Below are 24,563 nucleotides of genomic sequence, written 5' to 3'. Positions count from 1 at the left end.
CCGACGAAGCGACGCCCCCGCCGGTGCACGGCAGGGGCGTCGCTTCGTCTGCGGTCAGGAGTGCAGCAGCGCGCGGGCCTCGGCGGACCCGTCGAGGGTCCGCGCCACTCGGCGGGTGAACCGCCAGCCCTCCGGCATCCGCGCCAGCTCGATCCGGTTGGCGCCACCGCGGGAGATGACGAAGCCGTCATCGGCGCGCAGCACCAGAAGGGACTCGCATACGGCGACCGCCGTGTCCCCGGCGACCGTGACGTGGGGGGTGCCCATGAAGTGCAGGCTGCCCGAGCCGATGAAGCGCTGGTGCGGGCGCGAGAGCACCATCGACCGGACCGCCTCGCGGTCTGCCATCAGCCAGCCCTCGACGTCGTAGCTGCCGTCCTCGGTCCACAGCTCGGCGACCTCGTCGGCCGCGCCGGCATCGGCCAGCGGGCCGTAGCGGGCGATCAGCTGGGTGATCGCGACGACGTCCTCCAGTCGTTGCAGGCGCTCCGCCAGTTCTGAGGTGTCCATCTGCTCCTCCTTGGTCAGCCGAGGGTGTCGGCGATGGCCCGGGCAGCCTGGAGCTGCTCGAGGTAGTGGCCGAGGCTGTCGGCGGCGAGCTTGACCTGGACGACCGTGGCGCCGGCCCGGCGCAGCTGGTCGAACGTCTCGGTCGCGCGCCCGGGGTCACCGAGAGGGTCCAGGGGCCGGGGCGGGCCGAGGACGACCTCGAAGTCGTCCGGCAGGTCGGCGGCGTCGAGCATGTGGCGCAGCATCGCCGGCGCCAACCCGAACGGCACCCAGCCGTCGCCCAGGGCAACGGCGCGACGCAGCGAGCGGGCGGTCCGCCCTCCCACCCAGATCGGGACCCGGGGCTGAACGGCGTGCGGCTCGACGACGACGTCCGCGTAGCTGACGTGCGGGCCGTGGTGGGTGGGGGTCGGCGTCCCGAGTGCGGTGCGCAGGGCGGCGAGCTGGTCGTCGGCGATCGCGCCGCGCTGCTCGAACTGGGCACCGAGCAGGTCGAACTCGCCGGCCAGCGACCCGACACCCACTCCGAGGACCACCCGGCCGCCGCTGAGCAGGTCGAGGGTGCCGTATCGCTTGGCCAGGGCGAGCGGGTGGTGATAGCCCAGCACCAGCACCGAGGTGGCCAGCCGGATCCGCCGGGTGCCGGCGGCGAGCCAGGACAGCGTGGCCAGCGGGTCGTAGTAGACGCCGCCACGCTCGGCCGCCACCGGCGTGGGGACCGCGACGTGCTCGGAGCAGGTCAAATGGTGGTAGCCCAGGCGGTCGGCCGCGTCGGCCACCGCGGCGAGGTCGTCGGGGGTGGCGCTCGACTCCCAGGATGAGCAGGTGCCGGGCATCCGGACCACCACTGGTGTCGAGAGCCCGATCGGCAGGCTCATCCGGCGGTACCTCCGAAGGTGTCGGCCAGGGCGCGGTTCATCCTCGAGACGACCTTGGCCCGGTCGGGGTGCCAGCGGAAGCCGAGGCCGGCGAGGTTGTCGCCGGCGTAGCGGACCGGACCGGAGGCGAGCATCGCCAGCCCCTCGTACGCGACGTCGGCGGGCTCGCTGACCGGGACGTGGGGGACGTCGAAGGGGACGCCGAGACGCTCCATCGCCGGTGTGCGGGTGAGTCCCAGCACCAGCTCGAGGACGTCGACCCCCCGTCCGGCCAGCTCGGCCCACAGGCCCTCGGCGAAGACCCTGCTGAAGGCCTTGGTGGCGCCGTAGACTGCGTGATTGGCCTGGCCGGCGTCGCCGGAGAGCGACCCGGTCAGCAGGATGCCGCCCCGGCCGCGGTCCCGCATCGGGCCGCCCAGCATCCGCACCAGAGCGAGCGGCATGGTGATGTTCAGTGCGATCAGGCGCTCCACGTGGCCGGGTTCGGAGTCCAGATACGGCGCGGCCGCGGAGTCCGCGCCCGCGTTGTAGACGAGCAGGCCGACCTCCAGGTCGGCGGTCGCGGCGGCGATCCGGTCCACGGTGTCCGCAGCGGTCAGGTCCACGGCCAGGGTCCGCACCTCGGCACCGAGGTCACGGCACCGCTGGGCGGTCTCCTCGAGCGGCCCCGGCTTCCGGGCCAGCAGGACGAGATCGATGCCGGCGCCGGCGAGGAGGCGAGCGAACTCGGCGCCGACGCCCTCGGAGCCGCCGGCGATGACGGCCCAGGGCCCGTAGCCGGCCAGGTCGGGCAGGGCGTCGGGAAGCGGGGCCGGGACGTACGGCGTCGCGGACATCAGCTGGTCGTCTCCAGGTAGGTGAAGTAGCGGTCGGTGTGCTCGACGCGGGTGCGCTGAAGGATCCGGGATGCGACGAGCCACTCGTCCTCCAGGCGGTACGTCTCGACGTAGTGACCCCACCCGTGCAGGTGCTGAAGCGTCGCGCCGTCCTGCCACCAGAGCCGATCCTCCATCGACCAGATCCCCTCGGCCGTGGTCGGCGAGGTCAGCCGGAGCCGGGCAAGCTGGGCGCGGTGCACGGTAGTGACGTTGACCGGGCCGCCGAGGGCGACGCGCACCGCCGCGACCAGCGCGTCGCGCCCGACGACCGCACCGGCGCCGCCAGGGCTGGTGCCGGGGAAGTCCGACCAGGTGCGGCTGACCACGTCGGCGGTGTGGAAGCCGCCGTACCGGTCCCAGTCCTTGGTGTCCAGGCAGTGGAGGCGGCCGAGGACGAGGTCGGTGATCTCCGTCCGGACGAGAAGCTCGGTGAGCGTCATGGCCGCATGCTGGCAACCGGGCTCCGGCTCCGGTGTCGGGCTACCGGTGACCGGGAGCACCGGAATCAACCCGGACCGGGAAGGCCGAAGGCCGCGTTGTCCGCCCCACCGGCGGCAGCGGCCCCGCCGGCCGGGCGGCAGTGCGGCGCGGCAATGGCATGCCTGCCCGAGTCGGTCACGACCACCCACGTGTCGCCGTCGCGCTCCACGGCGTGCGGCGCGACGTCCCCGGCCGCGGCCTCCCGGCAGACGTGGTGCATCGAGACGTCCAGCAGGGCGCTGGTGTCCCCGGCAAGCAGCTCGACGGCAGCTGCCGCGGCGCTGACACCGGTGAGCGGGTCGGCCACGGCGTCCCCGACCGGCCAATGTCGTGAGGTGTGGAGTCCCGCGCCGAACGCCACGTCGTCGCCGAAACCGACGGCGTCGCAGGCCCGGCCGCGGGCCGTGATCGAGAGCCACGAGACGCCGGCGGCCACGAGTTCGGCGGCGTCCATGCCGAGTCGGGCCAGCGCCCGGTGCCGGGACGACTCGATGACCAGGTCGGCCGCCCCGACGAGCCTGCGCAGGACCCCGAGTTCGACGTCGTCGTCGAAGTCGATGCTGATCGAGCGATGGCCGGCGTGAAGCAGGTCGTAGAAGCCACGGGGCCCCGAGCGGGCTCCGTCGGGTCGGCCGCGGGACTCCACCTTGACCACGTCAGCCCCGCATCGGCCGAGCAGGTGGACGCAGAGCGGTCCGGCCCAGAGGCTGCTGAAGTCGACGACGAGGGGGCGCGGATCGTACTGCCGGGTCACACCGGGGGAGCGGAGCACGCCGGCGCGGGCGTCCGTACCGTCGCTCGCCGGATGCCGAACCTGTCCCGGCAGGCCCAGCAGCCGCAGCCGGGTCTCCACATCGACCGACGCGCGGCTGGCCGCCCACGCGCCGACAGCTCGCCACGGGTCCCCGCCATCGACCGGGCCTTCGACGAGGGCGGGCAGCAGGGCCAGATCGGAGTCGCGGGCGAGGGTGAGCCCGAGCATCCCGTCGACGGTCGGCACCGTGCGGAAGGCGCCGCCGCATGAGCCGGGTGCGTGGCGGCCGAGACCGGCTGCTGCCGCGCGCTCCCCGAGCAGGCGCACGTCGGGCAGGTCCGCCTCGGGGTGAACAGCGGCGATCCGGGCCAGGGCGGCGGCCACCGTGCTCGCGGGGCGCCCCGGCGCCGCCACGGGCGGACCGTCTCGTCGGCCGGTCAGGGCCATGGCCCCCGAGGCGGCCCACAGGGCGAGCTCGTCCATCGTTCAGCGAGCCTGCCAGACGGGTTCCCGCTTCTCCACGAAGGCGCGCGCACCCTCGCGGGCGTCCTCGCTCCGCATCACCCGGGCGATCTCCGCCTGTGAGCGCATCCAGTGCTCGGTGTCCGTGGTGGCGACGCCGTGCGTGACGGAGCGGGCGATCCGCTTGGTCGCCTGGACCGCCAGTGGGGCATTGCGGCCGATCCGGTCCGCGAGTGCGAGCGCCTCGGGGAGCAGCCGGTCGCTCGCGAAGACCTGGTTGACCAGCCCGAGCTCCCGTGCCCGGGTGGCGGAGATCCGCTCACCGGTGAGGAGGAGCTCCATGGCGACCGGGCGGGGCAGCTGCTCGGCGATCCGGAACGCCCCGCCGCCGCCCGCGATCAGGCCCCGCCGCACCTCGGGCAGCCCGAACTCGGCGTGTGCCGCCGCTACGACGAGGTCGCAGGCCAGGACGATCTCCCAGCCGCCGCCGAGCGCGAGCCCGTTGACGGCCGCGATGACCGGCACCGAGATTTCGTGACTGGCCACGCCGGCGAAGCCCCACGGGTCACGGATCGGGTCCGGAACGGTCCGGTAGCCGCCCTCGGCCACGGCCCGCAGGTCCGCACCCGCGCTGAACGCCCGGTCACCGGCGCCGGTGACGACCACGGCCCGGACGCCGGGATCGTGCTCCGCCCGGCACCAGGCGTCCCCGAGCGTGTCCCAGGTGTCCTGGTCGATCGCGTTGCGGGCCTCTGGCCGGTCGATGGTCACCAGCAGCGTGTGCCCGCGCGACTCCGTGGTCACCCCCATGAAGCGAATCCCCTCGCGTCGACGACGTCGGCCAGGTCGGCGCGGGTGGTCCGGAAGGCGTTCACGGGGTTCGTGTCGTCGGCGTAGCCGAAGCTGACGGCGCAGACCACGTGCCGCTCCTCGGGGAGGTCGAAGAACTCCCGGACCAGGGGCGAGTACGACGCGATCGCCGCCTGGGCGATGGTGGCGACGCCGGCGTCCGTGGCAGCCAGGACGAAGTGCGACAGCCAGGCGCCGGCGTCGACCAGCGCGTAGGGCCCGAGGTCGCGGTCGACGGTCAGCACGGCGACGTGTGGTGCGTCGAAGAAGGTGAAGTTGCGCCAGGCCTGCCGGACCCGAGCCGCCCGGTCGTCCCGGCTGATGCCCACGCTCTCGTACAGTGCAAGCCCCGATTCGCGGCGGCGATGGGCGTGCACGCCGGTGTAGGGACCGGGCGGGGGCACGTCGTAGGACGCGGTGGCGTCCGGGATCCGCTCGGTCAGGAACGAGCGCAGGGCATCGGTCTCGCCGGCGGCGGTCACGTGGACCTTCCACGGCTGCACGTTGCACCACGACGGAGCGAGCTGGGCGGTCTGCAGCAGTCCGCGGACCAGGGAGTCGGCCACTGGGCGGTCGATGAACGCCCGGCAGCTGTGCCGGGCGGCGGCCGCCTCGGCGACCGAGCGGGTGGGCGACAGGGTCACGAACGGGCTCCCTGGGTTCGACTGCGGGACCCCTACCGTGGCGCGCCCGGCACGACGGACCGGTCGCGTTCCCGGTCAGCGGGTATGCCGCCGTCGCACGGCACGTGGGCCGGTTGGCTGCGTCGATCGGGCGCACGGGCGCCCGCCGAGCAGGGGAGTGGGCATGTCGAGGTTGGCGGGGAAGGTTGCGATCGTCACCGGGGGCGCGCAGGGGCAGGGGGACGCGATCGCGCGAGCCTTCCTCGCCGAGGGGGCGCGGGTGGAGATCGCCGACGTCGACGTCGATCGCGGGGCGGCCCTGGCCGAGGAGCTCGCCGGCGTCCACGGCGCCGACCGGGTGCACTTCACCCGCCACGACGTGTCCGACGAGACGTCATGGTCCGAGCTGGTGCCCGCGGTCGACGACAGGTTCGGCCCCGTCGGCGTGCTGGCCAACAACGCCGGCATCCTGCGCTTCGGCGCACTGGACAGGATGCCCCTGGCCGAGGCCCAGCAGGTGTGGTCGGTCAACATCACCGGATGCTTCCTCGGGATGCAGGCAGTGGTGCCGACCATGAAGCGTAACGGCGGTGGGTCGATCATCAACGCCAGCTCCATCGAGGGTCTGGCCGGCATGGGTCACGTGGTGGCGTACTGCGGTTCCAAGTGGGCGATCCGGGGCATGACGAAGGCGGCGGCGCACGAGCTCGGCCGCCGCGGCATCCGGGTGAACTCGGTCCACCCCGGCATGATCGACACGCCCATGACGCGTGCCCATGGAGGGGACGAGGCGATGGCGCGCGGCGGCGCGAAGGTCGCTCTGGGCAGGGTCGGGCTGCCGGTCGACGTCGCTCCCACCTACGTCTACCTGGCGAGTGACGAGTCCAGCTACGTCACCGGGGCCGAGATCGCGGTGGACGGCGGCGCCACCGCCACCCACGTCTTCGGTGGCTGACGGCGGGGCCGGCGTCACGACCCGCGTCGGCTCACGGTGGTCAGGCGGGCTGCCCCCGCGCGGGCACCCGCCGGCGCGCTGAGGTCGAGCGCGATGTCGACGATCATGTCTTCCTGGCCTCCGACGAGCCGGCGTCGGCCCGCCTCCATCAGGATGGTGCGGACGTCCACGCCGTACCGCTCGGAGGCCGCCTCCGCGTGGCGCAGGAAGCTGGAGTAGACCCCGGCGTACCCGAGCGTCAAGGTCTCGCGGTCCACTCGGACCGGCCGGTCCTGCAGCGGCCTCACGAGATCGTCGGCGGCGTCCTGCAGGGCGAAGACGTCACATCCGTGCTGCCAGCCGTGCAGGTTCGCCACCGCGACGAACGGCTCGATAGGGCAGTTCCCGGCTCCGGCACCGTGACTGGCCAGGGAGGCATCGACGCGCGTGGTCCCGGCTTCGACCGCCACCACGGAGTTGGCGACCGAGAGTGAGAGGTTCTCGTGCGCGTGGATCCCGATCTCCGTCACGGGGTCCAGCACGTCGCGGTAGGCCCGGACCCGCTCCCTGACTCCCGCCATGGTGAGCCGCCCCCCGGAGTCGGTCACGTAGACGCAGTGGGCTCCGTAGGACTCCATGAGTGCCGCCTGCCGGGCGAGCTCGGCCGCCGGTGCCATGTGGCTCATCATGAGAAAACCGGCGACGTCCATCCCCATCTCACGCGCGGTCTGGATGTGCTGCGCGGAGACGTCGGCCTCGGTGCAGTGCGTGGCGACCCGTACCGAGCGGACTCCGAGGTCGTAGGCGCGGCGCAGGTCCGCGACCGTGCCGACGCCGGGCAGCAGCAACGTCGTGAGCCGAGCGCGACCGATGTTCTGGGCGGCCGCCTCGATCCAGTCCCAGTCGCTGTGCGATCCGGGGCCGTAGTTCACCGATCCGCCCGCCAGCCCGTCGCCGTGCGCCACCTCGATCGCATCCACACCCGCGGCATCGAGCGCGGCGACGATCCGTCCGACGTCCGTGGGCCGGATCCGGTGCCGCACGGCGTGCATCCCGTCGCGCAAGGTGACGTCCTGGATGAAGATCTGTGTGCTCACGCCGTCGTCCCTTCGGTGGCGATCCGCTCGGCGACCCGCAGCGCGGCCGAGGTCATGATGTCGAGGTTGCCGGCATAAGCGGGGAGGTAGTGCGCGGCGCCCTCGACCTCCAGGAACACCGACACCTGGTGGGTCGGTCTGGTGCGGCCAGGTTCGGCCAGGAGCGTCTCGACCGGCTGGTCGGGGAGGATCGGAGTCACCAGGATCCGCTGCTTGAGGCGGTAGCCCGGCACATAGGCCGCGACGTCGCCCACCATCTTCTCCACCGACGCGGCGATCTCGGCCTCCCGGCCCGCGGCACCGTCGACCAGGCAGAAAACGGTGTCGCGCATGATGAGCGGGGGTTCGGCCGGGTTCAGGATGATGACCGCCTTGCCACGCTCGGCACCGCCGACGGTCCGGATGGCGTGGGAGGTCGTCTCGGTGAACTCATCGATGTTCGCCCGGGTTCCGGGTCCGGCCGACCGTGAGGAGATCGACGCGACGATCTCGGCGTACGCCACGGGGACGACGCGTGAGACGGCCGCCACGATCGGAATGGTCGCCTGCCCGCCGCAGGTGACCATGTTGACGTTGGGCTCGTCGAGGTGCTCGTCGAGGTTCACGGCGGGGACGACGAACGGGCCGATCGCCGCCGGGGTCAGATCGATCATCCGCTTGCCGCGAGCGCGCAGGGCGTCGTCGTTCAGGACGTGTGCCTTGGCCGAAGTGGCGTCGAAGACGATGCCGATCTCGTCGAACCCTTCCATCGCCAGCAGCCCGGCGACACCCTCGTGAGTGGTGGGCACGCCGAGACGGGCGGCGCGGGCCAGTCCGTCGGAGCCAGGGTCGATGCCGACCATTGCCCCCATCGACAGGTGCGAGGAGTGCCGGAGCACCTTGATCATCAGGTCGGTGCCGATGTTGCCCGAGCCGATGATGGCTACCGGGACACGGGAAGTCTCGTCCACAGGCGTCACTCGCCTTCCTCCTCTTGGCCGAACACGACGGTGAGCGGGTCGAACCCGGACAGCGCAACCTCGACCCGGTCGCCGGAATTCACGGTGCACATGGGGCCGAGAGCACCGGACAGCACGAGCTGCCCCGCGAGCAGCGGAGCGCCGTAGCGGTGGGTCTGCTCCGCGAGCCAGGCGAGGGCGTTGAGCGGGTCGCCGAGACAGGCGGCCCCGTTGCCGGTGGAGACCTCGGCGCCGTTGACCCGCATCGTCATCTCGATCGCGACCGGCTCGACCTCGCTGAGCGGACGCCGCTCGCGGCCGAGGACGAACAGGCCGCTCGACGCGTTGTCCGCGACGGTGTCGGCGAAGCTGATATCCCAGCCGGCGATGCGCGAGTCGACGATCTCGACCGCCGCGAGCACCGAGGCGACGGCACGTCTGACGCGGCCGGTGTCGAAGACCCCGTCCGTCAGGTCCTCCCCGAGGATGAACGCCACCTCGGCCTCCGCCTTGGGCTGGAGCAGGCGTCCCATCGGAACAACCGGGCACGCCGAGACGTCCATGCCGGCCAGCAGGACGCCGAAGTCCGGCTGATCGACCCCGAGCTGCTGCCGGACAGCCGCGCTCGTGGCGCCGATCTTGCGACCCACCACGACGTCGCCGGAGGCCACGGCTCGGGAGACCAGCTCCTGCTGGACGGCGTATGCGCGGTCGAGGTCCGCGGCCCCGATCAGATCTCGGACGGGGGAGCAGGGCGTGCGCGTGCGGGCCGCGTCCCACAGCCGGGTTGCTGCCGCCGCGACACCTTCGTCAGGGCTGATGGTCTCGGAGGCCGTCACGCCGAGACCTGGCCGAGCGGCGACGATGCCCGCGTCGCCACAGCGACGGAACGGTGCGGCATGAGAAATCCTCCGTGCTGACGTGGGTGACAAGGAGCCGGCCTGCGACACGCGGGTGCCGGAGCAGATCCCATCGGCTTCCGCGCGCCGGACGTCGCAGGCTCCCGGTGGGCGGGAGCACACGCTGACATCACCTGGCCGTCCCGGCAGGTCCCGATCAGGGCCTCTGGACCTGGTCGGCGCTGGAGAGCCTCTGATCAAGCTATGGTGGCCACGACCGAGCCGTTGACGACGGTGTCGCCGACCGCGACGGCGATGCCGGTGACCGTGCCGGCGTGATGGGCGTGCAGCGGCTGCTCCATCTTCATGGCCTCGAGAACGGCAATCAGGTCGCCGGTCGCCACGGTCTGCCCCTCAACGACAGCGATCTTGACGATGGTGCCTTGCATCGGCGCGTTGAGGGTGTCACCGGAGGTGGTTGCCCGGTGTTCCCGGCGGCCGCTGCGCTTCGATGCGGCCTTCGGTTCGTGGGCGCGCCCGGCGGAGACCGATTCCGGGAGTACGACCTTGAGCCGCCGGCCGTCGACCTCCACCACGAAGGTCTGCCGGTCAGCTGCCGCGGGTGCCTCGCTGACCGGCGTCGCATACGGCGTGACGGTGTTGTTCCACTCGGTCTCGATCCAACCGGTGTGCACGGTGAATGGGCAGCCGGGGTCGGCCGGGGCGAACGCTTCGTCGTCGACTATCGCCCGGTGGAACGGCAGCACGGTCGGCATGCCCTCGACGGTGAACTCGGACAGCGCCCGACGCGCGCGTTGCATGGCCTCGATGCGATCGCGGCCGGTGACGATCAGCTTGGCGAGCATCGAGTCGAAGGCGCCACCGATGACGTCGCCGGCTTCGACGCCGGAGTCGACCCGGACGCCGGGGCCGGACGGTGCGCGGAAAGCGGTGATAACGCCTGGGGCAGGCAGGAAGCCTCGCCCGGCGTCCTCCCCGTTGATCCGGAATTCGAGGGAGTGCCGTGTGGGGACGGGGTCGTCGTAGTCGAGCCGCTCGCCTTCGGCGATCCGAAACTGCTCCCGTACGAGGTCGATCCCGGTGACTTCCTCACTGACCGGATGCTCGACCTGTAGCCGGGTGTTGACCTCGAGGAACGAGATGGTGCCGTCCTGTCCGATGAGGAACTCGCATGTCCCTGCGCCGTGGTAGCCGGCCTGGCGGAGGATGGCCTTCGACGCGTGGATGAGCTTCGTGTTCTGCGCTGCGGTGAGGAAGGGCGCGGGAGCCTCTTCGACCAGCTTCTGATGGCGACGCTGTAACGTGCAGTCCCGGGTGGAGACGACGACGACGTTGCCGTGGATGTCTGCGAGGCATTGGGTCTCGACGTGGCGTGGCTTGTCGAGATAGCGCTCCACGAAACATTCACCGCGCCCGAATGCCGCCACCGCTTCCCGGGTCGCGGATTCGAACAGGTCGGCGATCTCGGCCATGGTGCGGGCGACCTTCAGCCCACGACCCCCGCCGCCGAATGCCGCCTTGATGGCCACTGGAAGTCCGTGTTCCTTGGCGAACGCGATCACCTCTTCCGCATTCGCCACCGGGCCCGGCGTGCCTGGCACCAGCGGGGCGCCGGCCCGAGCCGCGATGTGCCGAGCCGTGACCTTGTCGCCGAGCGCGTCGATCGCCTCCGGAGACGGCCCGATCCAGGTAAGCCCGGCGTCGAGGACTGCCTTCGCGAACGACGCGTTCTCCGCGAGGAACCCATAACCCGGGTGTACGGCGTCAGCCCCCGACCGGCGGGCGGCGTCCAGCAATTTGTCCTGCGCGAGGTAGGACTCGGCGGCGGTGCTCCCGCGCAGGGCGAACGCCTCGTCGGCCAGCTTGACGTGCATGGCGTCGCGGTCCGGGTCGGCGTAGACGGCGACCGAGCCGAGGCCCTCGTCGCGGCACGCGCGGGCGATACGAACCGCGATCTCACCACGGTTGGCGATCAGCACTTTGCTCAGCACGGTGACTCCCTCGGGCAGCGGTCGGTGGATCAGCGGGGCAGCGCGGACGTACGCCAGCTGGGGTGTTGACGGGACCACCGACGTGGCGCCGCCCAGACGGGGCGTGCCGCGGCACGGCTCGTTTCCCGACCCGGGAGGCGCGCGACAACCACAAGCAGGGCGGCGAGTTCAGCGGGCGTGGGAGCGCCGCGCACGACGACGGTATTCACAGCGGGATGTTGCCGTGCTTCTTCGGCGGCAGGGTTTCGCGCTTCGTCCGGAGCGTCCGTAGCGCGCGGGTGACCTGGGCGCGGGTCTGGGACGGCGGGATGACCGCGTCCACGTATCCGCGTTCCGCGGCGATGTACGGGTTGGCCAGCGTGTCCTCGTACTCGTTGATCAGCTCGGTGCGCAGCGCGGCCGGGTCGTCGGCGGCGGCCAGCTCGCCGCGGTAGAGGATGTTGACCGCGCCCTGGGCGCCCATCACGGCGATCTGCGCGGTGGGCCAGGCGAAGTTCATGTCCGCGCCGAGGTGCTTCGAGCCCATGACGTCGTACGCGCCGCCGTAGGCCTTGCGGGTGATCACGGTGACCTTGGGCACGGTGGCCTCGGCGTACGCGTAGATGAGTTTGGCGCCGCGGCGGATGATGCCGTCCCACTCCTGGCCGGTGCCGGGCAGGAAGCCGGGCACGTCGACGAACGTCAGCACCGGAATGTTGAAGGCGTCGCAGGTGCGCACGAACCGGGCGGCCTTCTCGGAGGCCGCGATGTCCAGGGTGCCGGCGAAGTGCATCGGCTGGTTCGCGACGACGCCGACCGGCCGGCCCTCGACGCGACCGAAGCCGATCACGATGTTCTGGGCGTACAGGGGCTGCACTTCGAGGAAGTCCTCGACCACGGCCTCGATTACCCGGTGGATGTCGTAGGGCTGGTTCGCCGAGTCCGGGATCAGGGCGTCCAGGGCCAGGTCGTTCTCGTTGGGGTCGAGCTCGGCGGGCACGTCGAAGGTGGTGGGTTCGTCGAGGTTGTTGCTCGGCAGGTACGACAGCAGGGCGCACACGTAGTCGATCGCGTCGTCCTCGTCGGACGCCATGTAGTGGGCGTTGCCGCTGCGGCTGTTGTGGGTGCGGGCGCCGCCCAGTTCCTCCATGCCGACGTCCTCGCCGGTGACCGTGCGGATGACGTCGGGGCCGGTGATGAACATGTGTGAGGTCTGGTCGACCATCACGGTGAAGTCGGTGATGGCGGGGGAGTACACGGCGCCGCCGGCGCACGGTCCCATGATCAGCGAGATCTGCGGGATGACGCCGCTGGCCCGGACGTTGCGGAAGAAGATGTCGGCGTACAGGCCGAGCGCGACCACGCCCTCCTGGATGCGCGCGCCGCCGGAGTCGTTGATGCCGATCACCGGGCAGCCGATCTTCATGGCCAGGTCGAGCACCTTGACGATCTTCTCGCCGAAGACCTCGCCCAGCGAGCCGCCGAACACCGTGAAGTCCTGCGAGAACACGCACACCTGGCGGCCGTCGACGGTGCCGTGCCCGGTGACCACGCCGTCGCCGTACGGCCGGTTCTTCTCCAGCCCGAAGTTGGTCGACCGGTGCCGGGCCAGCTCGTCCAGCTCGACGAACGAGCCCTCGTCGAGCAGCATCGCGATCCGCTCCCGGGCGGTCTTCTTGCCCCGGGCGTGCTGCTTCTCCACCGCGCGGGCGGAACCGGCGTGTGCGGCCTCGTCCATGCGCCGTTCGAGATCGGCCAGCTTGCCCGCGGTCGTATGAATATCGAGGGTCACCCGATGTCCTCTCAGAACCGGTCCTGTGGCACGTGCACGCCCCACACGTCCCGCAACGCGTGACTGACCTCGCCGACCGTGGCACGCAGGCCGAGCGCCTCGCGCATCGGCGGCAGCACGTTGTCCGTGCCGGAAGCCGTGACTCGCAGCTCGTCGAGCGCACGGGAGACGGCCTGGTTGTCCCGCTCGCGGCGCAGCACGGTCAGCCGCTCGCGCTGGCCGGCCTCGATCGTCGGGTCGACGCGCAATGGCGTGCACGGCTCCTCCTCGTCCAGCGCGTACCGGTTGAGTCCCACCACCGTCCGGTCGTGCTGCTCGATCTCGAGAGCGACCTGGTACGCCGACCGTTCGATCTCGCTCTTCTGGAAGCCCTCTTCGATTGCCGCCACGGCGCCGCCGCGATCCTCCACCTCCTGGATGAGCTCCAGCGCGGCGGCCTCCACGGCGTCGGTCATCGACTCGATGGCGTAGGAACCCGCGAACGGGTCGACCGTCCTGGTCACGTCCGTCTCGTAGGCGATGACCTGCTGGGTGCGTAACGCCAGCCGGGCCGCTTTCTGGGTGGGCAGCGCGATCGCTTCGTCGTACGAATTGGTGTGCAGGCTCTGCGTGCCGCCCAGCACCGCGGCCAGGCCCTGCATCGCCACCCGGACGAGGTTGACCTCGGGCTGCTGGGCAGTCAGCTGCACGCCGGCGGTCTGGGTGTGGAAGCGCAGCATCTGGCTTTTCGGGTTCCGGGCGCCGAACTCTTCCCGCATGATGCGCGCCCAGATCCGGCGGGCGGCCCGAAACTTCGCCACTTCCTCCAGCAAAGTGGTGCGCGCGACGAAGAAGAACGACAACCGGGGTGCGAATTCGTCAACTTCGAGGCCGGCGGCGATGGCCGTACGGACGTATTCATTGGCGTTGGCCAGCGTGAACGCGATCTCCTGCACCGGCGTGGCGCCCGCCTCGGCCATGTGATAGCCGGAGATGGAGATCGTGTTCCAGCGCGGGAGTTCTCGGTGGCAGTAGGCGAAGATGTCGCTGATCAGCCGGAGCGAGGCGGCCGGCGGATAGATGTACGTGCCCCGGGCGATGTACTCCTTGAGCACGTCGTTCTGAATCGTGCCGGTCAGCTGATGACCGGCGATCCCGTGATCGGCTGCCACCAGCTCATAGAGCAACAGCAGCGAGGACGCCGGCGCGTTGATCGTCATCGAGGTGCTGATCCGGTCGAGGGGCAGGCCTTGGAAGAGGACGCGCATGTCGTCGAGGCAGTCGACGGCGACGCCGACCTTGCCGACCTCGCCCTGGGCGATCGGCTCGTCGGAGTCGTAGCCCATCTGGGTCGGCAGGTCGAACGCGACTGACAAGCCGCCGGTGCCGGCCTTGACGAGCTGGTGGAGCGCTCGTTGGACTGCGTGGCCGTCCCGAATCCGGCGTACTGGCGCATCGTCCAGGGCCGTTCCGTGTACATCTTGGGATAGACCCCACGAGTGAACGGATAGCTACCCGGTTCCCCCATCTGGACCCGCGGATCGAAACGGTCCAGTGAAGCCGCGTCGTAAACCGCGGCGACCGGGAGCCCGGACTCGGTGCGCGCCGGTGGGGTGGTGGCCATGCATCGAACATAGCGGCACTGAGTGCCAAAGATCAAGCACTTGATGTCAGAGGGATGGCACTGGGAGGCGACCGTGTTATGGTGGACCATGCAACAGGACGTCTCCATCACCGCACCAGCGATCCTCGAACCCGTTCGCGAGCGACTCGCGGCGGCCGCGTTCCGGCTGTTCACGGCAAAGGGATACGAGAAGACCACGATCGACGAGATCGCAGCGTCCGCGGGGGTCGGTCGCCGGACCTTCTTTCGGCACTTCTCCTCCAAAGAGGACGTCATCTTCCCCGACCACGACTCCGTGTTGGAGAAGGTGCATTGGTATCTGGGCTCCTCGGCGGCCACCGAACCGGTCTCCACGGTGGCGGAGGCGACACGGCTGATCTTCGAAACCTTCATGACAACACCGGAACGCACCATCGCCAGATACCGCCTCACTCGCGTCGTTGCCGCTCTGCGGGATCGTGAGGTCGCCAGCGTCGCCCGATACGAACGGACATTGAGCGACTACCTGCGCAGCCGACTCCCCGACACTTCGGCGGCCGCGCTAGCCGCTCATGTGGCAGCCGCATCGTTCGTCGCCGCGCACAACGAGGTGCTGCGGCGATGGTTGCGATCCGGCGGCGCGACGGACGCGCACCCAGCTCTCGACGAGGCCCTGGCAACGGTGACCGAGCTGGTGGCACCGCTGATCGCGCGTGTCGGCGACTCCTGACCTGTCCAACTGCGCACCACCTGGAGGTAATGACCGCGATGAACATCGTCGTACTGGTGAAGCAGGAGCCCGACTCGGGCGCCGAGCGCACCCTGACATCTGATTCCGTGGTGGACCGCGCGTCAGCGAGCAACGTGATCAATGAGATGGACGAGTACGCCATCGAGGAGGCGCTGAAGATCAAGGAGGCGCACGGTGGTGAGGTGACCGTCCTGACGATGGGCCCCGAGCGTGCCGCCGAGTCGATCCGTAAGGCATTGTCGATGGGTCCGGACAAGGCCGTGCACATCACCGACGAGGCGTTGCACGGCTCCTGCGCGGTCGCCACCTCCAAGGTTCTCGCCGCCGCCCTGGGCACCCTGAACGCCGATCTGATCCTGTGCGGCGCCGGCCGACCTCGTGCTGATCGGCATCGGCGCCCGCCCACGCGACGACCTCGCCCGCGCCGCCGGCCTGCAATGCCACACCGGAGTACTGGTGGACCAATGCTCGGTCGCCTCCGACGGGCACACCGTCGCGATCGGCGACTGCGCCAACCTGCCCGACCCCTCTCCGAACTCCTCCGGCACGCGGCTTCGCCTCGAAAGCGTCGACAACGCCGTCGAGCAGGCCAAAGCCGCCGCGACGACCCTCGTCGGCAAGCCCCGCTCCTACCGCAGCGTGCCGTGGTTCTGGTCCCATCAGGGCGCGCTGAAATTGCAGATCGCCGGCCTGGCCCGAGCCGGCGACGACGTGTTGGTGCGGCCCGGCAAGCGCCCAGCGCAGCACATAGCATTGCGCTACCGCGGTGAGCGCCTCGTCGCAGCCGAGTGCCTCAACGCCTCCGCGGACTTCCTGACCCTCCGGAAGCACTCGCCGACGGCGCGACCCTGCCGCGGGACAGGGCCGCAGCTACCGATGTAGCGCTGAAAGGGCTTGTGGCCCAGACGTAAGCCGACGAGCCCGTTTCATCGGGCTCGCCGATCACTGCCGGGCTTGATGGACCTGGAGGACACGAGCGCCTCGACGCCGCCGGTCTGGATTGGACGGCCGGTATGGCCTAGGGAAACCCGCGATCCATCGCACCGGCGCACCGCAGCGGAAGTGGGAAGGCCAAGCGTGCGTGAGCCGGATGTTGTGGCCCGGTTCATCCGAAAGAAGGGCCTACAGGCCTTGGCCGCGGTATTTGGCCGGCCATACACCTGACTTTCCGGGGGCGATGATGCCGTTGGGGTCGAGGGCGTCCTTGATGGTTTGGTGAAATTTCAGCAGCGCGCCGTCTCCCCAGTTATAGGTGGCCATGACGTCGTCCATCAGGGCGTTGTGGGTGCGGTATTCGCCGTATCCTTCGGCGGCGGCTTCTCGGACGAGAACCTTCGTCATGTCCAGGGTTTCCTGGCGCGCTGTCGGGTCGGCGGTGTTGTATGGGAACAGGCAGATGTGATGCATCTCCCGCAGACCGACGATGAACTGGGCGGCGTAGTCCTTGTTGTATTCGTCGGCGCGCTGCTTGACCATCTGGGCCTGGCGCAGGGCGTCTCTGCCGTCGGGGGCCGAGACGGGGGAGAAGCAGATGTGTCCGCCGTTGGGGATGAAGTCGAGCAGTGCCAGTTCGTCGAGACTGGGCACGCCGTTGTTGATTTTGTGGCGGTCCTGCAGGACGTGGCCGCCGCGATCGTTGCGGTCTTCGTTGGTGTAGAACCTCGCTCCGGGGATCTGACCAAAGGCTACCTTGATCATTCCGTAGTAGGCGTCGATGACCGGTGGAGGACCGTACAGGGTGCCGTAGAAGTTCCAGTGCCCGAGATTGAGTTCGGCCTTCATCCGCTGGATGGCCTCGGCGGGCAGCGGTCCGTCGCCGTCGTACCAGTCCGTGCGCTTGGAGACTGCCGCCGCGTCCATGATGATGTTGCGCAGCACGGGGACGTTCTGGATCGGCGCCATGTTGATGCGTAGTGGCAGCATGATGTCGACGATCTGTTCGAGATCGTTTTCGTTCTCGAATGTGATCAGGTAGGTGAGTGATGCCGGTGGACGTTGCATGAGTGCGATGCCCATCTTGGTGACGATGCCCAAGTTGGATTGGGTGAACATGCCGTCCGGGAACGGGCCGAAGCCGTACGGGAACAACTGCCAGGTGTTGCTGCCGGGCACGGCGCCCATGCCGGTGCGCATGACCTCGCCCAGGGGCAGTACGACCTCGAGTCCACTTTGCCACATGAAGTGGTCGCCGTAGGGCGTGTAGCCGACACCGCGGTCCAGGGTGTTGCCGACGACGCTGCCCCAGCCGAGGTCCGGACAGTCGAGCATGAGCGTGCTGTTGGTGTCCTCGAGATACTTGGCCAGATCGAAGTAGGTCACGCCGGGCTCCAGCAACGCGCAGCCGAACCGCTCGTTGACCTCCAAGATGCGGTTCATCCGGGCGCCGGTGTTGACCACGACGGAGCCGGGCAGCCTTGGAGAGGCACCGCCGTAGCCGTTGTTCTTGCCGGTGGATACGGGCGACAGCGGGATTCCGTACTCGTTGGCGATGCGGACGATGTCCTGCACCTGTGCGGTGTCACCGGGACAGACGACCGCGGAGGCCGCGTCCGTGGGTTCCGCGCCGACCGGGTACGGGTCGCGGAAGGCTTCCAGGGCGGTGGCTTCAGTGAGAACGTGTGCCTCGCCCACCGCTTTCCGGAATCGGGAGAGGGCTTCGTCGAACTGCTTCTCGTCGAGACTGAGCGGAAGGGTACGGGGGATGGATGCGCTGGTCATGGCTGGGGCTCCTCACCGACCGGACGTCGTTGTGACTGTGCGGTGATCGTCGGCCCGGCGGCGGGAACGCGGCAATCCGCAACACGCAGCAGAAAGCGTGGCGGAAATGAGGGGAACGAGTCTGTCGATCAGCGGTGCAGGGTGTCGGAGGGCGATTCTCCGTACGTCTGACGGTAATGTGCCGCAAACCGCCCCAGGTGGGCGAAGCCCCAGTGGTAGGCGATCTCGGTGACGCTCTCCGTTTTCCCGTCTGCTTCCAGTAGTTCCTGCCGTGTCCGGGCGAGCCGGACGTCGCGTAGGTAGTGCATGGGCGTGGTGCCCATGGCTTGCCGGAAGCCTTCCTGCAGGGCGCGAATGCCCACCCCGGCGGTGCCGGCGATGTCACCGACGGTGAGGGGTAGTTCTGGCCGGCTCTCGATGAAGTCCACCGCCCTGCGCACTGCTCCGGGCCGAGCTTGTCGCACCGGCGCCTCCAACTCGGCACGGTATTCGTGCCCGGCCGCGAAGAGCAGACCCGTGACGACGCTCTGCTCCAGCGACGCCGTCAGGAGCGCAGGGGGTGGCGCGCAGGCGGGGTCGTGCAGATGGCCTGCGAGGGCCTGGACGAGGGCCCACCAATGGCGGCCGGCGCCGGCGCTTAGGTCGAGCGGCAGGTCGAAGGCGATGGGGGCCCGCACCGGGTGCCCCAGCAGGTTCCCCAGGTGTTGGTCCAGGTACCGCCGGTCGATCCTGAGTGCGAAGTTTCGGCAGGGGGTGTCCCATCCTTGCAGGGTGTGACCCTGGTCTGCGCGGTGTACCGCCGCATGCCGGGGGGAGGCCACGATCCGCTTATCGCCGGAGTTGACCAGCAGGATGCCCTCGATGGGCACATTGACCTGGTACGCCGACTCGGGGGCGGCCGCTTTGAGCCGGACCGCGGTGTCGTACGACAGCCAGCCCACCGTGAGGGCGCCGGTGCGTACCGCTTCGATCCGCAGGGCAAAGCGAGCGCGATCTCCGTGCACATCGAGGTCGTGGGCGTGATACAGATCCGCGCCCAGGGCTCGGGCCTCGTCGATGTTGGGGATGCGCATCCCGACCGGAGCCGGCGTCGGCGTCGGGAGGCCCTGACGAGCGACGGTGCTCATGATTCACGATGATGACCCCGGCCGCGAGGATGCACAAGCTCCTGTTGCCAGTGACCCCGATCGCCGAAACGTGCCTGACCGGCGGCCGGGCGGCCCATCCGGTGCTGGCAGTGTTGGTCGGGCTATCCCCGCGGTGACCTGTTGTAGCCCGGATTGCAGTAGTTCTGCGGTCTGGCCGGGACTGTGGCAGGTTTCTCCTTGTCCGCCTCCGGCCCATGCGGGCACGACGCCGAATGTCAAAGCGGCTCAGTACGCGACTGTGCGGATCTCGGGATGCGGACGACGTTGCGTGCGCCCGATCCGGCTGGGATGAAACACGACGTGACTCATCGCTTGACGCCGCCAATGTTACGCGCGTAGATTCTGCGCAACACGTAATCTATGCGCGTAACATTCGTCGCCGCTGACGGCTCTCGTTCCAGGTCAGCGCCGGATTCGACCCCTTTCCGGAGGACACCCATGCGCCGTCTTCATGCACGCTTATCCGCCGTCTCCACGGTCGTGGCCGTCACCGCGCTTCTGCTGAGCGGGTGCGGCCGGGATTCCGAACAGACCTCCTCCTCGGCCGCCGCGACCGTCGGCGCCGGCAAGGCGAGCGGCACCATCACGATGTGGGCCCAGGGCGCTTCCGGTGACGCGCTGCCGACGCTGGTCAAGGCATTCGAGGCGGAGAACCCGGGCGTCAAGGTCAACGTCACCGGCATCCCCTGGGACGCAGCTCACCAGAAGTACCAGACCGCGATCGCGGGCGGGGTCACGCCCGACATCGCGCAGATGGGCACCACCTACATGGCCGACTTCGCGAACGCGTTCGAGACGCCCGCGAGCGATATCGACACCAGTGACATGTTCGCCGGGGCCAAGGAGGCGGCCACTGTGGACGGCAGGGCCGCGGGTGTCCCGTGGTATGTCGATACGCGAGTCATCTTCTACCGTACCGATCTGGCCAAGCGCGCCGGATACAGCACGCCGCCGACGAACCGCGATCAGTTCAAGGCCATGGCCAAGGCCATGCAGGACAAGGCCGGCGCCAAGTGGGGAGTCCGCCTGCCGACCGGCGGCACCGACTCCTTCCAGGCGTTCCTGCCCTTTGCCTGGTCGGCCGGCGCGAACCTGACGGACGCGCAGCAATCGGCCTGGACCCTCGACTCGCCGCAGATGGTCGACGCGCTCACCTACTACCAGAGCTTCTTCACCGAGGGCATCGCGGACAAGAACGCGTCGACGGCGGTCGGGGCCGCCGAGGCGGCCTTCGTCAGCGGCGACACCCCGATGCTGATCGGGCCGCCGCAGGAGATCGGTCTGCTGAACAAGGCGGGCGGCGACGGCTTCGCCGACAAATACGCCGTCATGCGGATCCCCTCGCAGTCCAGCTCGACGTCCTTCGTTGGCGGTTCCGACCTGGTCGTGTTCAAGAAGGCGAAGAACCCGGATGCCGCCCGCAAGCTGCAGAAGTGGCTCTCGCAGCCGGAAACCCAAACCGCCTTCTACGAGCTGACCGGCAATCTGCCCGCGGTGCAGAGCGCCTGGAGCGGCCCGAAGCTGGCCGACGACAGTAAGCTTGCCGTGTTCAAGGTGCAGCTGACGGACACGAAGTCGCCACCCGCGCTCAAGACCTGGACGCAGGTCGGCGCCGCCGGAGACACCCAGCTGGAGCGGGTTGTCAAGGGCGTGGCGAGACCGCCGGAGGCGGCCAAGGCCCTGCAGAGCCAGGCCGCCGGCATCGGCACGGCGAGCTGATCATGACGGCCGCGACCACTCCCGTCCGGCCGGGCGCCCGTCGCGACGCCAGGCCGGCGGGCCGGCCCGGGAGCCGGCGGCGCAGCGAGAACCTCACCGGCTGGGTGCTGGCACTACCGTTCGTGATCGCCTTCGTCTGCTTCGTGATGCTGCCCATCGTGGCGTCGTTCGTCATGTCGTTCACCGACTTCAGCAGTTCGGACACCGACACTCCGTTCGCCGTGGAGTTCGTCGGGCTCAAGCAGTACACCGCGCTCTTCCACGACCCGCAGTTCCTGCAGTCGATGAGGAACACGGCGTACTTCGTCGTCATCGGCATCCCGCTCACCATGGCCGTCGGTCTCGCACTCGCCGTCGCCCTCAACAACGCCATCAAGAGATTCCGGACTGTCTTCCGGGTCGGCTTCTACGTTCCCGTCGTGACGAGCATCGTGGCCGTGGCCGTGGTGTGGCGGTTCATCCTGCAGAACGACGGACTCCTGAACGCCGCCCTCGGGCTGGTCGGCATCGAGGGACCGGACTGGCTGAACAGCACGACCTGGTCGATGCCGTCCCTGATTCTGCTCGCCGTCTGGCGCAACGCCGGAAATCTGATGATCATCTTTCTGGCCGGTCTGCAGAGTGTGCCGGAGGAGGTCCTCGAGGCCGGCATGGTCGACGGTGCGGGGCCATGGCAGCGATTCACCCGCATCACCCTTCCGATCCTTCGCCCCACTGCTCTCGTCGGGGCGGTGCTGCTCTCGGTCGGGTATCTGCAACTGTTCGACGAGCCGTTCGTGATGACCCAGGGCGGCCCGCTCGGCTCCACCCTGTCGATCACCTACTTCACCTACAACCAGTTCGGCTTTGGCAAGTACGGCTACGCCTCCGCGGCGAGCTACGTGTTGTTCGTCGCCATCGCCCTACTCAGTTTGCTGCAGTTCCGGGCGCTCCGACGGAAGGCCTGACTCCCGTGACCGAGCTTTCCCTCTCCTCGACCCCGCGACCGCGCCGATGGCGGCCGGGTCGTTCCGCCGCCTACCTGGCCGTGACCATCGCATTCGTCCTCACCCTCGTTCCGTTCGTCTACATGCTGCTGGGTTCGTTCAAGACGCAGGGCGAGCTGCTTCGTAACCCGACCGGGCTTCTCCCCGACGCGCCGACGCTGGAGAACTACACCGCCTGGTTCAGCCAGTACGGCATCAGCCAGTTCTTCGTCAACAGCGTGGTCGTCGCGTTGTTCACCGTCGCCGGCAACGTCATCTTCTGCTCGATGATCGGCTATGCGCTCGCGAAGATCGATTTCCGGGGCAAGTCGGTGCTCTACCTGCTGGTCATGCTGACGCTGATGGTGCCCCATGTCGTGACGTTCGTTCCATTGTTCGTCCTGGTGAGCAAAGCCGGCATGATCAATACCTACTCCGCGTTGGTGCTGCCGTTCCTGACCATTCCGATCGGCGTATTCCTGATGCGGCAGTTCATGGCGGAGATTCCCACGTCCCTCATCGAGGCCGCCCGGATCGACGGGGCGAGCGAGTTCCGGATCTTCGCCCGGGTCGTCATGCCGCTGTGCGGCCCGCCGCTGGCCACGCTGAGCATCCTCACGTTCCTCATGTCCTGGAACAACTTCTTGTGGCCGCTAGTGGCCGCGCAAACGAAAGAGAAGTACACGCTGCCGGTTGCCCTCGCCCTGTACTCGCACGGGGAGAACGCGACCAACTACGGAATCCTCCTGGCCGGGTCGGTGCTGGCGATCATCCCGGTCGTCGTCTTCTTCCTCGCCCTGCAACGGTTCTTCCTGCAGAGCGTCGCCTCGGTCGGCATCAAGTGAACCCTGTCCCGCCCCCAGCCTGGAGGATCGCCGTGAAGCCCGCCGCCGCCGTAACCCCGGGCCGGACCGAACCGGATGTCGAAGAGGATCTGCGCGCGAAGCTCGCCCGCCTCGACCTCGATCAGAAGGTCGCGCTGCTGACCGGTGCGGACTTCTGGAGCACGATACCGATCCCCGCCATCGGGCTACGCGGCATGGTGCTCTCGGACGGCCCGGCTGGTGTCCGCGGGGCCGCCTGGGACGAACGCGACCCGTCGCTGAACCTTCCCAGCGGCACGGCCCTGGCCGCGACCTGGGACCCGGTGATCGCTCGGGAATACGGTGTGATCCTCGCAGGTGAGGCCCGGCGCAAGGGGGTGGACGTCGTGCTGGGCCCCACCGTCAACATGCACCGCTCACCGCGGGGCGGACGGCATTTCGAGGCATTCTCCGAGGACCCCGTCCTGTCCGGCATGATGGCCGCCGCGTACATCCAGGGCCTACAGGCCTGCGGGGTCGCCGCGGTGCCCAAGCACTACGTCGGCAACGACTCCGAGGACGAACGCTTCCACGTCAACGTCGTGGTCGACGAGACCACCCTGCGCGAGCTGTATCTGGTCCCGTTCGAGCTCGCGGTCAAGCTCGGCGGCGCGTGGGGCGTCATGTCCGCCTACAACTCGGTAAACGGCACGACGATGTCGGAAAGCCCACTGCTCGCCGAGCCGCTGAGCGGTGAGTGGCAGTTCGACGGGGTGGTCGTCTCCGACTGGACGGCGGTGCGCAGCACCGTCGCCGCCGCCCGCGCCCGGCAGGATCTCGCCATGCCCGGCCCGCGCGGTCCCTGGGGCCCCGCACTCGTGCGAGCCGTCCGCGATGGTGAAGTGTCCGAGGAAGCCATCGACGACAAGGTGCTGCGGCTGCTGCGGCTGGCGTGGCGGGTGGGCGCGCTCAAAGATCTACCACCGGGCGTGCGTCGGCCGGCATCCTCCAGCGGTGGCCGGGCCTTCGCGCGGAGGGCGGCCGGCGACGCGATGGTCCTGCTGCGCAACGAGCGGGAGCTGCCGTGGTCCCCGCCGCCGGCTACCGTCGCGGTGATCGGTGAGGCAGCCGTCCTCCCGCGGACGCAGGGCGGCGGCAGTGCTTTCGTCGTGCCCGACCGGGTCGTCAATCCCTACGACGGTCTCGTCCAGGCGCTGCCGGACAGCCGGGTCACCCACAGCCCGGGAGTCGCGGTCACCCGTGGGCTGGTGCCGTTCACAGTTCACGACCTGATCGATCCGGTCACCGAGAAGCCCGGCGTGCTAGTCCGGTTCCTCGACGCCGAAGGTCGCGAGTCGCTGGTCGAGCACCGCGTGGCCGCCCACCTGGTCTGGACCGGTGGCGTGCCCGCGAACGCGTCGGTGCTCGAGATCAGCACGATCTGGACCCCCGCGGTCACTGGCCACGTCGAACTGGGTGTCGAGACGATCGGCCGGGTGGAAGTCAGGGTCGATGGTGAGGTGCTGGTCGGCGGGAGGCTCGCCTCGGCCGACGATGTGATGGGCACCGGGCTGCTCGCGCCTCCGCGGCTGAGCGAATCGATCGCGGTGATGGAGGGGCGCCAAGTCTCCCTCACCATCACCAACGACCTCGCCAGCCGGGGGCATGTCGCCGATGCGGCATCGGTGGCGTTGGGCACCGTGGCATCGGCGGAGCGCGACGACGCCCGGATTGCCGCTGCCGTCGCCGCGGCCTCGGTGGGCGAGGGCGCGGTACTCCCGGTCGGCGCCACCACCCCGGGCGAAGGCAAAGGGTTTGGCCCCCACCCTCCTCCCCCTCCCCACCCCCCAGA

21 protein-coding genes and 2 pseudogenes are annotated in these 24,563 nt (G+C 69.5%); 8 read left to right on the top strand and 15 right to left on the bottom strand.

All coding sequences use genetic code 11. From position 1 onward, the window contains the following. Nucleotides 1-54: 54 nt before the first annotated feature. The 7 genes from ACZ6TI_RS35015 to ACZ6TI_RS34985 all read right to left on the bottom strand — a co-directional run bounded on the left by ACZ6TI_RS35015 (nucleotide 55) and on the right by ACZ6TI_RS34985 (nucleotide 5,455). Nucleotides 55-510, bottom strand: coding sequence for a nuclear transport factor 2 family protein (locus tag ACZ6TI_RS35015; RefSeq protein ID WP_465349506.1), 456 nt, complete (start codon nucleotides 508-510; stop codon nucleotides 55-57). 14 nt (nucleotides 511-524) lie between these two features. Beyond that, on the bottom strand, nucleotides 525-1,388 hold the full coding sequence (locus ACZ6TI_RS35010) for a TIGR03619 family F420-dependent LLM class oxidoreductase (protein ID WP_465349505.1): 864 nt from the start codon (nucleotides 1,386-1,388) through the stop codon (nucleotides 525-527). After that, nucleotides 1,385-2,224 (bottom strand): SDR family NAD(P)-dependent oxidoreductase, encoded by an 840-nt coding sequence (locus ACZ6TI_RS35005; protein ID WP_465349504.1) that lies wholly within the window; start codon nucleotides 2,222-2,224, stop codon nucleotides 1,385-1,387. The genes ACZ6TI_RS35010 and ACZ6TI_RS35005 overlap by 4 nt, the downstream gene beginning before the upstream one ends. Continuing rightward, nucleotides 2,224-2,706 (bottom strand): nuclear transport factor 2 family protein, encoded by a 483-nt coding sequence (locus ACZ6TI_RS35000; protein WP_465349503.1) that lies wholly within the window; start codon nucleotides 2,704-2,706, stop codon nucleotides 2,224-2,226. The genes ACZ6TI_RS35005 and ACZ6TI_RS35000 overlap by 1 nt, the downstream gene beginning before the upstream one ends. A gap of 65 nt (nucleotides 2,707-2,771) precedes the next feature. Then, complete coding sequence (locus ACZ6TI_RS34995; protein WP_465349502.1) at nucleotides 2,772-3,983, bottom strand: CoA transferase; 1,212 nt, start codon at nucleotides 3,981-3,983, stop codon at nucleotides 2,772-2,774. A 3-nt stretch (nucleotides 3,984-3,986) separates the two neighbouring features. Beyond that, nucleotides 3,987-4,772, bottom strand: a complete 786-nt coding sequence (locus ACZ6TI_RS34990; protein ID WP_465349501.1) for an enoyl-CoA hydratase-related protein — start codon at nucleotides 4,770-4,772, stop codon at nucleotides 3,987-3,989. Further along, nucleotides 4,763-5,455, bottom strand: a complete 693-nt coding sequence (locus tag ACZ6TI_RS34985; protein ID WP_465349500.1) for a nitroreductase — start codon at nucleotides 5,453-5,455, stop codon at nucleotides 4,763-4,765. Before ACZ6TI_RS34985 ends, ACZ6TI_RS34990 begins: the two co-directional genes overlap by 10 nt. A 163-nt stretch (nucleotides 5,456-5,618) precedes the next feature. Between ACZ6TI_RS34985 and ACZ6TI_RS34980 the strand changes: the two genes are divergently transcribed. Next, nucleotides 5,619-6,389 carry an SDR family NAD(P)-dependent oxidoreductase gene (locus tag ACZ6TI_RS34980; RefSeq protein ID WP_465349499.1) on the top strand — a complete coding sequence of 257 codons (771 nt, stop codon included), beginning with the start codon at nucleotides 5,619-5,621 and terminating at the stop codon, nucleotides 6,387-6,389. 14 nt (nucleotides 6,390-6,403) lie between these two features. Here ACZ6TI_RS34980 and dmpG read toward each other — a convergent pair whose 3' ends face one another. The 6 genes and pseudogenes from dmpG to ACZ6TI_RS34950 form a co-directional block, all read right to left on the bottom strand. After that, the gene (dmpG, locus tag ACZ6TI_RS34975; RefSeq protein ID WP_465349498.1) at nucleotides 6,404-7,465 is read right to left on the bottom strand and encodes a 4-hydroxy-2-oxovalerate aldolase; all 1,062 of its coding nucleotides are present in this window, start codon (nucleotides 7,463-7,465) and stop codon (nucleotides 6,404-6,406) included. Beyond that, a complete protein-coding gene (locus tag ACZ6TI_RS34970; RefSeq protein WP_465349735.1) occupies nucleotides 7,462-8,352 on the bottom strand; it encodes an acetaldehyde dehydrogenase (acetylating) in 891 nt (296 codons plus the stop codon). Before ACZ6TI_RS34970 ends, dmpG begins: the two co-directional genes overlap by 4 nt. 68 nt (nucleotides 8,353-8,420) lie before the next feature. Further along, nucleotides 8,421-9,242 (bottom strand): 2-keto-4-pentenoate hydratase, encoded by an 822-nt coding sequence (locus ACZ6TI_RS34965; RefSeq protein WP_465349497.1) that lies wholly within the window; start codon nucleotides 9,240-9,242, stop codon nucleotides 8,421-8,423. Between the two features lie 257 nt (nucleotides 9,243-9,499). Further along, the gene (locus tag ACZ6TI_RS34960) at nucleotides 9,500-11,251 is read right to left on the bottom strand and encodes an acetyl/propionyl/methylcrotonyl-CoA carboxylase subunit alpha (RefSeq protein WP_465349734.1); all 1,752 of its coding nucleotides are present in this window, start codon (nucleotides 11,249-11,251) and stop codon (nucleotides 9,500-9,502) included. 208 nt (nucleotides 11,252-11,459) lie between these two features. Next, the gene (locus ACZ6TI_RS34955) at nucleotides 11,460-12,971 is read right to left on the bottom strand and encodes an acyl-CoA carboxylase subunit beta (RefSeq protein ID WP_465349733.1); all 1,512 of its coding nucleotides are present in this window, start codon (nucleotides 12,969-12,971) and stop codon (nucleotides 11,460-11,462) included. Nucleotides 12,972-13,036: 65 nt separating this feature from the next. Next, nucleotides 13,037-14,628, bottom strand: a pseudogene (locus ACZ6TI_RS34950) (acyl-CoA mutase large subunit family protein). A gap of 43 nt (nucleotides 14,629-14,671) precedes the next feature. Here ACZ6TI_RS34950 and ACZ6TI_RS34945 point away from each other — a divergent pair. The 3 genes and pseudogenes from ACZ6TI_RS34945 to ACZ6TI_RS34935 all read left to right on the top strand — a co-directional run bounded on the left by ACZ6TI_RS34945 (nucleotide 14,672) and on the right by ACZ6TI_RS34935 (nucleotide 16,240). Further along, complete coding sequence (locus ACZ6TI_RS34945) at nucleotides 14,672-15,337, top strand: TetR family transcriptional regulator (RefSeq protein ID WP_465349496.1); 666 nt, start codon at nucleotides 14,672-14,674, stop codon at nucleotides 15,335-15,337. Nucleotides 15,338-15,375: 38 nt separating this feature from the next. Continuing rightward, a pseudogene (locus ACZ6TI_RS34940) lies at nucleotides 15,376-15,726 on the top strand (electron transfer flavoprotein subunit beta/FixA family protein); the annotation flags it as partial. Nucleotides 15,727-15,736: 10 nt separating this feature from the next. Beyond that, entirely contained in the window at nucleotides 15,737-16,240 is a 504-nt protein-coding gene (locus ACZ6TI_RS34935) for an oxidoreductase C-terminal domain-containing protein (RefSeq protein ID WP_465349495.1), read from the top strand. Between the two features lie 240 nt (nucleotides 16,241-16,480). Here the strand turns inward: ACZ6TI_RS34935 and ACZ6TI_RS34930 are convergent, their stop codons facing one another. Next, nucleotides 16,481-18,076: an FAD-binding oxidoreductase gene (locus ACZ6TI_RS34930; RefSeq protein WP_465349494.1), complete on the bottom strand. Its 1,596-nt coding sequence runs from the start codon at nucleotides 18,074-18,076 to the stop codon at nucleotides 16,481-16,483. A gap of 128 nt (nucleotides 18,077-18,204) precedes the next feature. Beyond that, nucleotides 18,205-19,203 carry an AraC family transcriptional regulator gene (locus tag ACZ6TI_RS34925; RefSeq protein WP_465349493.1) on the bottom strand — a complete coding sequence of 333 codons (999 nt, stop codon included), beginning with the start codon at nucleotides 19,201-19,203 and terminating at the stop codon, nucleotides 18,205-18,207. A 459-nt stretch (nucleotides 19,204-19,662) separates the two neighbouring features. Here ACZ6TI_RS34925 and ACZ6TI_RS34920 point away from each other — a divergent pair, with 459 nt between their 5' ends. The 4 genes from ACZ6TI_RS34920 to ACZ6TI_RS34905 form a co-directional block, all read left to right on the top strand. Further along, nucleotides 19,663-20,943, top strand: a complete 1,281-nt coding sequence (locus ACZ6TI_RS34920) for a sugar ABC transporter substrate-binding protein (protein WP_465349492.1) — start codon at nucleotides 19,663-19,665, stop codon at nucleotides 20,941-20,943. A 2-nt stretch (nucleotides 20,944-20,945) separates the two neighbouring features. Continuing rightward, the gene (locus ACZ6TI_RS34915) at nucleotides 20,946-21,890 is read left to right on the top strand and encodes a carbohydrate ABC transporter permease (RefSeq protein WP_465349491.1); all 945 of its coding nucleotides are present in this window, start codon (nucleotides 20,946-20,948) and stop codon (nucleotides 21,888-21,890) included. Between the two features lie 5 nt (nucleotides 21,891-21,895). Then, nucleotides 21,896-22,753, top strand: coding sequence for a carbohydrate ABC transporter permease (locus ACZ6TI_RS34910; RefSeq protein ID WP_465349490.1), 858 nt, complete (start codon nucleotides 21,896-21,898; stop codon nucleotides 22,751-22,753). 32 nt (nucleotides 22,754-22,785) lie between these two features. Next, the coding region (locus ACZ6TI_RS34905; protein ID WP_465349489.1) for a glycoside hydrolase family 3 protein at nucleotides 22,786-24,563 on the top strand (1,778 nt) is incomplete at its 3' end.

This window comes from Actinoplanes sp. NPDC051388, from assembly GCF_055586225.1.
This window is presented reverse-complemented; position numbering and strand designations above follow the sequence as displayed.